The organism is Acidovorax sp. 59, from assembly GCF_002754175.1.
Classification (GTDB): Bacteria; Pseudomonadota; Gammaproteobacteria; order Burkholderiales; family Burkholderiaceae_C; genus Acidovorax; species Acidovorax delafieldii.
In genome coordinates this window covers 4929206-4942500 of the sequence record NZ_PEET01000001.1, presented here as the reverse complement: position 1 = coordinate 4942500, position 13295 = coordinate 4929206, and the positions used below count along the sequence as shown (strand labels likewise).

Here is a 13295-nt window from a genome sequence, read left to right as displayed (position 1 = left end):
CCACCAGCACCGCCACGAAACCCGCCACCGCCGTGGAAAGGCTCAGGTCTTTGAAAAATTGCATGGGCGCGATTCTGGCACCGCGCGCGCCTGGCGCTCAGGCAGGCCGTCAGCCCACTCCAACAGCTACAGTATTAATAGCATTTTAGACAATGAGCACTAGCGCTACAAGGCAAAAACAGCGCAAAACCAGCCCAAGGCCCCCGTCCCAGGCCAGGGGGAGCCCCCTCAGCCCGTCAGATCTCGATCTTGGAGCCCAGCTCGACCACCGCGTTATTGGGCAGGTGCAGAAAGTCGGCCGCGCCACTGGCGTTGTGGTGCATTTGGGCAAACAGCTTTTCGCGCCAAGGCGCCATGCCGCTGCCGATGGTGGGGATGACGGTGTCCCGCGACAGGAAATAGCTGGTGGTCATCGACTCCAGCTCGCAACCACGCCCACGCAGCAGCTCCAGCGCGCGTGGCAGGTCGGGGTCGTTCTTGAAACCGTAATGCACCACCACCTGCCAGCAGTCGTGCCCCAGCGATTCGACTTGCAGCCGCTTGTCCAGACCAATCCAGGGCGTCTCGTGGTTGTGCACGGTGACAAACAGGTTTTGCTGGTGCAGCACCTTGTTGTGCTTGAGGTTGTGCAGCAGGGCATTGGGCACCGCGCCGGTTTCGGCCGTCAGGAAGACGGCTGTGCCATCCACCCGCGTGGGCGGGCTGATGAAGATCGACTCCAGGAAGTCCTTGAGGTCGATGGCGTCGGCACGCAGCTTGTCATTGAGCAGGCGGCGCCCTTCCTTCCAGGTCATCATGAGCGAGAACACGATGCCGCCGATCATCAGCGGGAACCAGCCACCCTGGAACAGCTTGAGCAGGTTGGAGGCGAAGAACGCCAGGTCCACCACAAAGAAGCAGCCCGTGGCCGCAACGCACAGCGCCAGCGGATACCGCCAGCCGTAGCGGATCACGAAGAAGGTCAGCGTGGTGGTGATCAGCATGTCCAGCGTCACCGCGATGCCGTAGGCGGCTGCCAGATTGCTCGACGAGCGGAACATCACCACCGCCAGCACGATGGCCACGAACAGCCCCCAGTTGACCAGCGGCATGTAGATCTGGCCCGTGTCACGCACGCTGGTGTGCTGGATGTTCAGGCGCGGCAGGTAGCCCAGCTGGATGACCTGCTTGGTCACGCTGAATGCGCCGGTGATCAACGCCTGCGAGGCAATCACGGTGGCCATGGTGGCCAGGATCACCAAAGGCACCAGCGCCCAGTCGGGGGCCATCAGATAGAACGGGTTCTTGACGGCCTCGGGCTCAGCCAGCAGCAGCGCGCCCTGGCCAAAATAATTGAGGGTGAGCGCCGGCATGGCCACACCAAACCAGGCCATGCGGATCGGGCGCTTGCCGAAGTGGCCCAGGTCGGCATACAAGGCCTCGGCGCCCGTCACGCACAGCACCACCGCGCCCAGAATGATGAAACTGGTGCCCGGGTTGGCCCACATGAAGCCCAACGCATGGTGCGGACTCAGCGCCCACAAGATCTCCGGATGCCCCACGATATGCGACACGCCCAGCAGCGCGATGGTGACAAACCACACCAGCGTGATGGGACCAAAAAACTTGCCGATGCCGCCCGTGCCGCGCTTTTGCACGGCAAACAGGCAAAACAGCACCACCAGCGTGATCGGTATCACGTAGTGCTTGAAGTGATCCGACACCACTTCCAGCCCCTCCACCGCCGACAGCACCGAGATGGCCGGGGTGATAACGCCATCGCCGTAAAACAGCGAAGTGCCAAAAATGCCCACGGCCAGCAACACGCTGCGCAGCTGGGGCTTGTCTTTGACCGCCTGGGAGGCCAGGGCCAGCATGGCGATGAGGCCCCCCTCACCGTGGTTGTCGGCGCGCAGCACCAGCACCACGTACTTCAGGGAGACGATGACCGTGAGGGTCCAGAAAAAGATGGAGAGGATGCCGTAGATGTTTGCGGGCGTGAACGGCACATGGCCGGACCCGAACACCTCCTTGACGGCATACAGCACGCTGGTGCCGATATCGCCATACACAACACCGATGGCGCCCAGCGTGAGCGCTGCGAGCGATGACTTGGAGCTTTGCACTGACCACCCCCGCGCACTGGGCCTGACGGGGTTCCGTTACTTTTGGGAACGCTATTGTGCGCCTGAGCCAGATCAAGCGATTGGAGGCGAAACCCCATGTTGCGACGCAGCAACTTGCCCTTGGCAACCGGGCGCGGGCGTGGCATGCGGGACCACCGCACTCCCCCGCAGGCCCGCTGTGCAGCGTCGCCGAGAGGGCGCAGACGTTGAAACCCGGTGCCCCCAAGACCCGTAAGGGGCCCCAGAGACCCTGGTTTTCAGTCGTACACCTCGGCGTCGGGGTTGGTGGCCTCCAGCTCGTAGCTGGCCGCCAGCATCGCCAGCCGGGCCACCACGCCGTACATATAGAAGCGGTTGGGCGCGCTCACACCCGGGCGCACGCCAGGCTGGGGCATGTGGGTGCTGTGTTCAAAGGCCAGGGGCACAAAGCTCGCGCCGGGGGCGTTGAGGTTTTCATCCACACCGCGCTCGGCGTGCATGCGGTAGAAGCCCCCCACCACGTAGCGGTCCATCATGTAGACCACAGGCTCGGCCACGGCGTCGTTCACGCGCTCCTGCGTCAGCACCCCTTCCTGGATGATGACTTCGCTCACCGGCTGGCCGTCCTTGATCACGGCCATCTTGTTGCGCGTCTTGCGGTTGACCGCGTCCAGCTCCTTGGCGTCGCGCACGGTCATGATGCCCATGCCGTACGTGCCGTTGTTGGCCTTGACGATCACGAAGGGCTTTTCGTTGATGCCGTATTCCTTGTACTTGCGGCGCACCTTGGTCAGGAGTGCGTCCACGCTGGTCTGCAGCTGGTCCATGCCCGTGCCCTCGGCAAAGTCCACCTCGCCGCACTGGCTGTACATGGGGTTGACCAGCCAGGGGTCGATACCCAGCATCTTGCCAAAGCGCTTGGCCACCTCTTCGTAGTTCTTGAAGTGGGTGCTCTTCTTGCGCACGCTCCAGCCGGCGTGCAGCGGGGGCAGCAGATACTGCTCGTGGATGTCTTCCAGAATGCCGGGGGCGCCTGCGGTGAGGTCGTTGTTCAGCAGGATGGTGCAGGGGTCAAAGTCCTTGAGCCCCAGGCGGCGCTTGGTGCGCACCACGGGTTCCAGGGTCACGGTGTCGCCGTTGGGCAGCTCGATCAGCGTGGACTTCTTGATCTCGGGGCTGATGGAGCCGACCCGCACGTTCAGGCCCGCCATGTTGAAGATGCGCTGCAGCTGCACCACGTTGGACAGGTAGAACGTGTTGCGCGTGTGGTTCTCCGGAATGATCAGCAGGTTACGCGCTTCGGGGCAGATCTTCTCGATGGCAGCCATCGCAGCCTGCACGGCCAGGGGCAGCATCTCCTTGGTCAGGTTGTTCCAGCCGCCCGGGAACAGGTTGGTGTCGACCGGGGCCAGCTTGAACCCCGCATTGCGGATGTCTACCGACGTGTAGAACGGCGGGGTGTGCTCCATCCACTCCAGCCGGAACCAGCGTTCGATGGCGGGCATCGAGTCGAGAATGCGCTGTTCGAGTTCGTTGATCGGCCCGGTGAGGGCCGTGATGAGATGCGGAACCATGGAAAGCCCTCGGGAAGCGATTGCAGTGAATTGTAGGATGTGGGGTCAGGCCGGGTTTTCGCAAGTCACCCCCGGTGCAGCCACGGCCCTGCCCCCTACCGGCGCCAGAACGCCGGGGTCAGCAAGGCCATAAAGCTAAGTATCTCCAGCCGGCCCAGCAGCATGGCCAGCGTGCACACCCAGATCTGAAAATCGGTGAGCACCGCGTAGTTGGACGCCGGCCCCACGCTGCCCAGGCCCGGCCCCGCGCAGTTGACGCTGGCCAGCACCACCGAGAACGCCGTCACCGGGTCCAGGTCTGTCAGCAGCATGACCATGCTCAGCCCAAAGACCGTGCCGCCATAGACCAGCATGAAGGCCAGCACCGAGAAGATCACCCGGTTGTCCACTGCAGCGCCGCCCAGTTGCACCGGCTGCACGGCGCGCGGGTGCACCAGGCGGTTCATCTCGCGGCGCGCCTGCTTGACGAGGATAAGCATGCGGACCATCTTGATGCCCCCGCCCGTCGAGCCCGCACTGGTGGCCACACCCGACAGCAGCAGCATGAACACCGGCGCAAACACGGGCCATGCCAGGTAGTCCACCGTGGCGTAGCCGGTGGTGGTGGCCAGCGACACCAGATTGAACATGCCATGGCGCAGCGCGTCCAGCGGCCCATACACGCCCTTGGCCCACAACAGCAGAGCCACCAGCAGACCGCCGCCAATCAGCGTCACCAGCGTGGCCCGCAGCTCCGGGTCGCGCCAGAAGCCGCCCCACTGGCCCTTGCGAATGGCGACGAAGTACAGCGCAAAATTGCAGCTGGCCACCAGCATGAAGAAGATGCAGATCGCCTCCAGCAGCGGCGACTGGAAGTACCCAAAGCTCAGGTCGTGAGACGACAGCCCGCCCAGGCTCACGGTGGTGAACATGTGCATCAACGCATCCAGCGGCCCCATGCCCCCGGCCCAATAGGCCAGGCCACACAGCACGGAAAACAGCGCATACACCCCCCAGAGCCCCTTGGCCGTGCCGGTCATGCGTGGCGTGAGCTTGGTGTCCTTCAGCGGCCCCGCCGCCTCGGCCTTGAACAGCTGGCTGCCCCCGACGCCCAGCAGCGGCAGCACGGCCACGGCCAAAATCAGGATGCCCATGCCGCCCATCCACTGCAAGAAGGTGCGCCACACATTCACCGACACCGGCAACGCATCCAGGCCCGCCAGCACGGTGGAGCCCGTGGTCGTCAGCCCCGACACCGCCTCGAAGTAGGCGTGCGTGAACGACAGCGGGTGCCCGGTGTAGTGCCCGGCCAGCATCAGCGGCAGCGCGGCCGACAGGGGCAGCAGCATCCACACCAGAGAGACCAGCATCACGCCGTGGCGCGGCTGCAGCTCTTGCCGGAACAGCCGCAACCGCCACCACAGCCACGCGCCCGCCAGCATCGTGGCGCCCATGGACAGCGGGTACACAAACCAGACGCCGTCGCGCGTCCACAGCGAGACTGCCAGCGGCAGGCCCATGGACAGCGAGAAGATCATCACCAGAATGCCCAGCACGCGCAGAACGGGAAACATGTCCGTCATGACTCGGGCCCCTGGTCCATGGCAGCCGACATCGCATGCAGCCGTCGATACTGGTGCAGCCCAGGCGAGGGCCGCCGCGCAAGGGCCGCCCCGCCGCGCTGGCGGCGTCCTCCTGCCCGCAGCGCACAGCGCTGCGAGAGCGGGGGGAAGGCGCGAAGCGACTCAGGGGGGTGCATCAAAAGAACGTCGCGCTCACGCGGAAGAGCTTTTCCACATCGCGCACCAGCCGCTTGTTGGGCAGGAAGAACACCACATGGTCATTGCTCTCGATCACCGTGGCGCTGCGCGGGATGATGACCTCGGGCTCGCGCAGATCGGCAGCGGATGCACCCGTGGTTTCCGAAGCGTCAGGCAGACCGCGCACGATCAGGCCGATGTGCACATCGCGCGGCAGTTGCAGATCGCTGACCTTGCGGCCGACCACGCGCGAGCTCTTGCGGTCGCCGCGCGCCACGATCTCCAGCGCCTCGGCCACCCCACGTCGCAGGCTGTGCACGGCCTGTACGTCGCCCTGGCGCACATAGGCCAGCAGCTCGCCCAGCATGGCCTGCGCGGGCGACAGCGCGATGTCGATCTGCGTGCCGTGCATCAGATCGGCATAGCTGCGCCGGTTGATGAGGGCCAGCACCCGGCTCGCGCCCATGCGCTTGGCCAGCAGGCAGGACATGATGTTGTCCTCGTCGTCGTCGGTGAGCGCGAGGAACAGGTCCACCTCCTCGATGCCTTCGTCACCCAGCAGGTCTTCGTCGGTGGTGTCGCCCTGCAGCACCAGCACCTCAGGCGGCAGGGCCGACGCCAGCTCCACGCAGCGGTCCGCATGGTCCTCGATGATCTTGATGTGAAAACGCCCGCCCGCCTGGCTGAGCTGCCGCGCCAGCCGCAGACCCAGCCGGCCGCCGCCCGCAATCATGATGCGGCGCACAGGCTGGAGCTGCTGGGATGCCGGGCGGTGCAGAGCGGCCAGCACGTTGGCGATGTGCTCGTGCGCGGCCAGCACGAACACCTCGTCCCCCGGCTCGACGCGCGTGCGGCCGTCGCAGGCGATGAAGCGGTCAGGCTCGTCGGGAAAGCGCCGGTAGATGGCCACCATGCGCATCGCCAGCTCCGGCGCACTCTCGCGCAGCGCGCCGATGGAGTGGCCCACCATCGGCGCCCCCACACGCGCCCGCACCGACACCAGGCATGCGCGGCCCCCGGCAAATTCGCGCACCTGCATGGCCTCGGGGTACTCGATGAGCTTGCCGATGTAGCGGGTCAGCGATTCTTCGGGGCAGATGATGCGGTCCACCGCAAACCCCTCGGGGCCCACCAGCCGCTCATGGGCCTCGAAGCCTGTGGACCGCACCCGCGCGATGCGCTTGGGGATGTTGAACAGCAGCTGCGCGATCTTGCAGCACACCAAATTGGTCTCGTCCTGCGCAGCGCAGGCGATCAGCAGGTCGGTGTCCTCGGCCCCCGCCTCGGCCAGCACGGCAGGCTCGATGCCGTTGCCCACCACCCCGCGCAGATCAAACCGCGACTCCAGGTCGCGCAGGCGCGCGGCGTCGGTGTCGATGACGGTGATGTCGTTGCGCTCGGACACCAGGCTGTCTGCCACGCTCTGGCCCACGCGGCCGGCGCCGAGGATGATGATTTTCATATGAAATAGGCCGCAAGCGCTAGTCGAACATGCGCCAGCAGCTATCGTTTCAGGAGCGCATCAGGCCCGCACCTCACCTTCGCCCAGCACCACGTACTTGAGCGAAGTGAGGCCTTCAATGCCCACCGGGCCGCGCGCATGGAACTTGTCGGTGCTGATGCCGATTTCGGCGCCCAGGCCGTACTCGAAACCGTCGGCAAACCGCGTGCTGGCGTTCACCATCACGCTGGCCGAATCCACCTCGCGCAGGAACTGCTGGGCATGCATGTGGTCGCGCGTCAGGATGGCATCGGTGTGGTGGCTGCTGTAGCGGTTGATGTGGGCGATGGCTTCATCCACCCCCGCCACGATCTTCACGCTGATGATCGGGGCCAGGTATTCCTCGCTCCAGTCCTGCTCGGTGGCGGGCACCAGGTGGGCACCAGGTACCGACTGCAGAATCGCCAGCGACTCGGGGCAACCGCGCATCTCCACGCCCTTGGCGGCGTACACCGCGCCGATCTGGGGCAGAAAATCTGCCGCCACGCCACGCGCCACCAGCAGGCCTTCGCTCGCGTTGCAGGGGCTGTACTTGTTGGTCTTGGCGTTGTCGGCCACCTTGACGGCCATGGCGATGTCGCAGGGGTCGTCCACATAGGTGTGGCAGTTGCCATCCAGGTGCTTGATCACGGGCACCTTGGCATCGCGGCTGATGCGCTCGATCAGGCCCTTGCCGCCGCGCGGGATGATCACGTCTACAAACTGCGGCATGGCAATGAGCTGGCCCACGGCCTCGCGGTCGGTGGTCTGCACCAGTTGCACCGCGTCCTGTGGCAAGCCCGCCTCGGCCAGCGCCTGCTGCACCAGCTTGGCCAGCGCCTTGTTCGAATCAATGGCCTCGGAGCCGCCGCGCAGGATGCAGGCGTTGCCGCTCTTGATCGACAACGACGCGGCTTCGATGGTGACGTTGGGACGGCTCTCGTAGATCATGCCGAACACGCCAATCGGCACCCGCATCTGCCCGACGCGAATGCCGCTGGGCTGCTGCTTCATGCCCAGGATCTCGCCAATGATGTCGGGCATGGCGGCCAGCTGCTCGCAGCCCTCGGCACAAGTCTCCAGCACCTTGGGGGTGAGCTTGAGCCGGTCCACCATCGGGCCCGCCAGCCCATTGGCCACGGCGCGCTCCAGGTCTTTGGCATTGTCGACCTGCAGCGCAGCCACGTTCTCGCGCAGCAACCGGGCCAGCGCCTTGAGCGCTTTGTTTTTGATAGCTGCCGGCGCTTTGGCCATCAGCGCAGAGGCCGTTTTTGCCTGGAGACCGAGAGAGTGCGTGTATTCAGCGACGTTGAGGGCGTTCATCCAGCGATTTTGCCGCACTTGGTATCGGCCCGGTGGGCGCGGGCCCATGGCTGCTTTACCCTCGGGCGTATCACCCATCCTGGCCCCGCCCGGCTACGCCATGACCGACACCGCCCACACCCAGCTCACCACCTTCACCCAGGCCCTGCAAGCCTTTGAACGCGGCGACCACACCGCCGCCACCCTCAGCACCCTGGCCCGCGAGCAAACCACCCTGCTCGCCGCCCTGCCCCCGCGCTACAGCGATGTGCTGCTGAACCTGCTGGACCGACTGGAATCGAGCGCGCTGTTTTCGGAAGAAAGCTGCTCGTTCAGCCAAAAGGATCTGGTGGCGAACTTGACGATGTGGGCTGAAAAAGCACAGGGCACATTGAACGCCAGCTGACACGCCCAAGGGCCGAGCGCAGCGATGGCCCGAAGGGCTGTTGGCTGTTGGCTGTTGGCTGTTGGCTGTTGGCTGTTGGCTGTTGGCTGTTGGCTGTTGGCTGTTGGCTGTTGGCTGTTGGCTGTTGGCTGTTTGGATGTTCGGCTCCCCCCTGCTGGCTGCGCCTGCGGCGGGGCGGTTGTGGGGTGGCATGGGCGTCGAAGCGCCCATGCTTCGTGAACTGGCTCGCCGTGGCTGTCTGAGCGGCGCGCGCAGCGCAAAGCGAGTTCCACGGCGCACCCCGCAACCGCACCGCTGCAGGTTTGCCTCCACGCGCCGCGTGGGGGTCGCAGACTGGGGGTCGCCTTTTCTTTGCTTACTTTCTTTTGGCGAAGCAAAAGAAAGTGAGTCGCCCGCCGGGGCGATAACCCGGCTCCTGCCCTAGGCCGAGGCACTAACTCCAAATTTCATAGCTACTAGCACACGTCCACAAAGCGCCAGACTCCAGAAACCCCTCAAACCTCCGCCCGCCCCAACCACTTCTCCCGGGCAATGTAAGCCCGCACCCCCAGCCCCATGAACGGCTGGGGCGGCATGCGCGTCGGCCCACCCAACGCCAACGCATGCGCCAACAACGGATGGTCCTGCCCCAGCGCCAAATCCGCCGCCAACGCCCCCAGGGCCGTGAACTTGACCACCCCCGCCCCATTGCACCCGGCGACGCCATGCACCTGCGGCGCCAGCCGCCCCCAGCGCGGCGCGCCATTGCGGGTGATGGCGATGGAACCTTCCCAAAAATGCTCCAGCGCCACATCGGCCAGTTGCGGAAAACGCGCGGCAAACACAGCCGCATGCTCGCGCCGCACCCGCTCGCGCACCGCAGGACTGACGCGGAACTGCGGCGCATATTCAAAGCCCTGGCGCACCAGAATGCGGTGGTCGTCCGTGTAGCGCAGCGTGGCCCCGGTCACGGCACTCGCAGGCGTCACGCCCCAGCCCTCGGGCGCGCCCAGGCGGCTGCGCTGCTCGGGCGTGAGCGGCGCAGTCAGCGAACCAAAGGTGACCAGCGGAAACGTCTCCGCACCCCAGGCGCTGCCAAACAAGCCCAGTTGTTGCGCAAAGCCATTGGCCGCCAACAGCAACTGCGGCGCACGCACGCTGCCCTGCGGGGTGTGAGCCACCACCTTGCCACCCGATAGGTCCAGCCGCTGCACCGGCGTTTGCTCGTGCAAGGTGACATTGGCGGGTAGCGCATCCGCCAGGCCCCGGCACAGCGCGGCGGGGTTAAGCAGCACGGTGCCCGGCGTGTAAAGCCCGGCGGCAAAGTAGCGAGTGCCCAGGCGCGCGGCCAGGGCGTTGCGGTCCAGCAGCTCGTGCGCAGCCCCCAGGGCGCGCAACTCATCCACATGGTGCTGCAGCGTGCGCTCGGCAGCGGGCGACACGGCGCAGTGGTACTTGCCTGCGCGGCGCCATTGGCAGTCGATGCGGTGCTGCCCTACCAGTTGCTCAAGCTCACTCAAACCAGCCGTGAGCAACGCCTGGTAGTGCGCGGCCTGGCGCAGTTCTTCGAGCGAGCTGCCGATGTTGTGCGGCATATCGATGGCAAAGCCCGAGTTGCGGCCCGAGGCGTTGTTGCCCACGGTGCCTGCATCCACCACCACGATGTGGGCGTGGGGGCGCAGCTCGGCTAGGCGGCGCGCGGCGGCCAGGCCCGCAAAGCCCGCGCCCAGCACCAGCCAGTCGGCCACCACCTCGCCCTGCAGCGCAGGGCGCGGCGTGCGCGGGGGCAGGATGGCGGACCAGCCGTTGGAGGAGTCGTCGTTGGGGAGGCGCAGGGGCCGAGAACCCTGCGAGGGCCGCAGGGTGGCATCCACATGCGCCATCACCGCGCCGCGCTGGTCAGGCGGCACAGCTGCAAGGCCAGGCGCTGCAGGGCCTGCCAGCCGTCTTGCGGCCAGTCGGGCTGCTTGAGGCCTTTGACGATGCCATCCACCGTGTGGGCCGACTGCAGCAGGCGAGCCAAAGCGGCGTCGCTGGCCTTGGGCAGGATGCGTTCAAACAGCCGCTCCTTGGGGCCCCAGATGCGGTTCTCGCGCAGGGCCATGGGCAAGGGGCGGCCGGCGTTCATGGCGTCTTTCACGCGCTTGAGGGCACGGATGTCTTCGGCCAGTGCCCAGTGCACCAGCACTTCGGCCTCGCCCTCAGCTTGCAGACCATCGAGCATGCGCTGCACGCGGGCCGTCTGCCCGGCCAGCACGGATTCGGACAGCTTGAATACGTCATAGCGCGCCACGTTGAGCACGGCGGCTTCGACCTGGGCTTGCGTGAGCTCTCCCGCCGGGTGCAGCAGCGCGAGCTTTTGAATCTCCTGGTGCGCGGCCAGCAGGTTGCCCTCCACGCGGTCGGCAAAGAACTGCAGGGTGCGTTGGCCCTCTTCGCCCGCCACCACGCGCTGGCCCTGTGCGGCCAGGCGCTGGGCAATCCATTGCGGCAGCTGGCCACGCTCGATGGGGTCGATCTGGATGGAGGTGCCATTGCCCTCCAGCGCGGCAAACCAGGCACCGGTTTTGGTGGCTTTATCAAGGCGCGGCAGCATGACCATGGTGAGCGTGCTGTCGCTGCCCCGGGCCGATTCAGCGATCTGCTGCAGCGCCACGCTGCCGTCCTTGCCGGGCTTGCCCGAGGGAATGCGGATCTCGACGATCTGCTTGTCGGCAAACAGGCTCAAACTGCCGCCAGCGGCGAGCACGGCACTCCAGTCGAAGTGGGCACCGGCCACGGTGTAGCTGCTGCGCTCGGTGTAGCCCTGGGTGCGGGCGGTGGCGCGGATGGCGTCGGCCGCCTCTTGCTGGAGCAAGGGCTCATCGCCATGCAGGACATAAAGCGGCGACAGGCCCCGTTGAAGATGCTGAGAGAGTTGGGCCAGGGCGACTTGCATGCGGCAAAGTTTATCGCCTGGGCAGGCCCGGCATTGCGCAAATTGCCAGCGTATGCCCTCACAGTGCACAAGAGAGGTCACGAACCGATCAGCTGCGGCGCTGTTCATTGGCGCCCAAAGCCCTGAGAATTCCCCCGGGCGCCCACGCCCTTCCCGCCCACTGCCATACCCCAGAAAGTCAGACCGCCATGCCCCCCACCGCCCTGCGCAGCGCCCAGCCCACCAGCCTGATCGGCGCCCCCACCGACATCGGCGCCGGCGCGCGCGGCGCCTCCATGGGGCCCGAGGCCTTGCGTGTGGCCGGCCTGCAGGCGGCGCTGGAGTCCCACGGGCTGCAGGTGTTTGACCGGGGCAACCTGAGTGGCCCGGCCAACCCGTGGCAGCCGCCCGTAGACGGCTACCGCCACCTGCCCGAGGTGGTGGAATGGAACCAGCGCGTGTTCGACGCGGTGTATGCAGAACTGCAGCTGGGCCACCTGCCCATCCTGCTGGGTGGCGACCACTGCCTGGGCCTGGGCAGCATCAGCGCCGTGGCCCGCCATTGCGCGGAGGTGGGCAAAAAACTGCGGGTGCTGTGGCTCGATGCCCATGCCGACTTCAACACCAGTGCACTGACCCCCAGCGGCAATGTGCATGGCATGCCCGTGGCCTGCCTGTGCGGTTTCGGCCCCGAGGCGCTGACCGGGTTGGCCCGCATGCCGGGCGGTGGCCCGGCTCTGCACCCCTCGCAGATCCGGCAGATCGGCATCCGCAGCGTGGACGCGGGCGAAAAGCGCTTTGTGCATGAGCAGGGCCTGGAGGTGTTCGACATGCGCTACATCGACGAGGTGGGCATGCGCCAGACCATGCAGCAGGCGCTGGCCGGGCTGGATGCGCACACCCACCTGCATGTGAGCTTTGATGTGGATTTTCTGGACCCCGACATTGCCCCCGGGGTGGGCACCACGGTGCCCGGTGGCCCAACTTACCGCGAGGCGCAGTTGTGCATGGAGATGATTGCCGACAGCGGGCGCCTGGCCTCGCTGGACATTGTGGAACTCAACCCCGCGCTGGATGTGCGCAACCGCACGGCCGTGCTGGCGGTGGACCTGGTGGAGTCGCTGTTTGGCAAGAGCACGCTCATGCGCGTGCCCTCGCACGGCCAGGGGCCGACGCTGAGCGCGTGAGCGCGCACATTCTTAGAGCAGCTCACAAAACTCAGCGAAGCGGCCATGGCCAGGCGTTTCGCCGCAGGCAGTACGACCAGTACGACAAGGCGAGACAACGCCGCCAGGGGAGTTCTGTGAGCTGCTCTTAGCGCTTGGCCGCCGCGAGCCGGCGCATGAGCTGCTGCACCAGATCCGTCCGCATGTCGCGGTAAAGCAGCGCCTCTTCGGCCTCCTTGGCCAGGGCAATGGTTTCGTTGTAGCTGATGTCGCGCTGCTGCAGCAGCTCGGTGTCCGGAATCAGCTCCACGCCCGTGGGAGTGCGCAGGCGGAACTTGATACGCAGGCGCAGTTGCAGCTCGCGCACCTGTCCCGACGCATTGAGGCCCACCACCACACGCTCCTGCTGCTCCTGCAGCAGATCGAAGATGGCCTCTGCCGTCGGCATGCTGGCCGGGTCGCGCAGCAGTTTGAGCTGGCTGCCCGATCCGTCGAGTGTGCGCTGCAGCTCACGCGCCAGCGGCGAGCTGGCAGGGGCCGCGATGTAGAGCGAGCCAAACCCGAACTCCGGCACGCCACGCAGCCGGAATCCGCAGGCAGACAACAGGGCCACCGGGGCCAAACTGAGCAGTGTGCGTTTGTTCATGG

11 protein-coding genes (1 of these 11 cut by a window edge) are annotated in these 13295 nt (G+C 66.1%); 2 read left to right on the top strand and 9 right to left on the bottom strand.

All coding sequences use genetic code 11. From position 1 onward, the window contains the following. The 6 genes from CLU87_RS22615 to CLU87_RS22590 form a co-directional block, all read right to left on the bottom strand. A protein-coding gene (locus CLU87_RS22615; RefSeq protein ID WP_099731897.1) for a benzoate/H(+) symporter BenE family transporter crosses the window boundary here: on the bottom strand, positions 1-64 show its 5' end (the start). Its footprint begins 1124 nt before the window's first position; only the first 64 of its 1188 coding nucleotides appear in the window; it begins with the start codon at positions 62-64; the stop codon falls past the left edge of the window. A gap of 172 nt (positions 65-236) precedes the next feature. Next, positions 237-2105, bottom strand: coding sequence for a potassium transporter Kup (locus CLU87_RS22610; RefSeq protein ID WP_056068096.1), 1869 nt, complete (start codon positions 2103-2105; stop codon positions 237-239). Positions 2106-2362: 257 nt separating this feature from the next. Then, positions 2363-3658, bottom strand: a complete 1296-nt coding sequence (gshA, locus tag CLU87_RS22605) for a glutamate--cysteine ligase (protein WP_015016114.1) — start codon at positions 3656-3658, stop codon at positions 2363-2365. A 95-nt stretch (positions 3659-3753) separates the two neighbouring features. Then, positions 3754-5220: a TrkH family potassium uptake protein gene (locus tag CLU87_RS22600; protein ID WP_099731896.1), complete on the bottom strand. Its 1467-nt coding sequence runs from the start codon at positions 5218-5220 to the stop codon at positions 3754-3756. Positions 5221-5395: 175 nt separating this feature from the next. Beyond that, positions 5396-6859: a Trk system potassium transporter TrkA gene (trkA, locus tag CLU87_RS22595; RefSeq protein WP_099731895.1), complete on the bottom strand. Its 1464-nt coding sequence runs from the start codon at positions 6857-6859 to the stop codon at positions 5396-5398. A gap of 60 nt (positions 6860-6919) precedes the next feature. Then, positions 6920-8200 (bottom strand): glutamate-5-semialdehyde dehydrogenase, encoded by a 1281-nt coding sequence (locus CLU87_RS22590; RefSeq protein WP_099731894.1) that lies wholly within the window; start codon positions 8198-8200, stop codon positions 6920-6922. 46 nt (positions 8201-8246) lie between these two features. On the opposite strand from CLU87_RS22590, the gene CLU87_RS22585 reads away from it, so the two are divergent. Continuing rightward, entirely contained in the window at positions 8247-8585 is a 339-nt protein-coding gene (locus CLU87_RS22585; protein WP_099731893.1) for a hypothetical protein, read from the top strand. A gap of 494 nt (positions 8586-9079) precedes the next feature. On the opposite strand, the gene CLU87_RS22575 is transcribed toward CLU87_RS22585, so the two are convergent. Together CLU87_RS22575 and holA are read right to left on the bottom strand one after the other, a co-directional pair. Then, a complete protein-coding gene (locus CLU87_RS22575) occupies positions 9080-10474 on the bottom strand; it encodes an FAD-binding oxidoreductase (protein WP_233193843.1) in 1395 nt (464 codons plus the stop codon). Further along, on the bottom strand, positions 10447-11502 hold the full coding sequence (holA, locus tag CLU87_RS22570; RefSeq protein WP_099731890.1) for a DNA polymerase III subunit delta: 1056 nt from the start codon (positions 11500-11502) through the stop codon (positions 10447-10449). Before holA ends, CLU87_RS22575 begins: the two co-directional genes overlap by 28 nt. A 188-nt stretch (positions 11503-11690) precedes the next feature. On the opposite strand from holA, the gene rocF reads away from it, so the two are divergent. Beyond that, on the top strand, positions 11691-12668 hold the full coding sequence (gene rocF / locus CLU87_RS22565) for an arginase (protein WP_056068081.1): 978 nt from the start codon (positions 11691-11693) through the stop codon (positions 12666-12668). Positions 12669-12795: 127 nt separating this feature from the next. Here the strand turns inward: rocF and lptE are convergent, their stop codons facing one another. Then, positions 12796-13293, bottom strand: a complete 498-nt coding sequence (lptE, locus tag CLU87_RS22560) for an LPS assembly lipoprotein LptE (RefSeq protein WP_056068079.1) — start codon at positions 13291-13293, stop codon at positions 12796-12798. Positions 13294-13295: the final 2 nt, after the last annotated feature.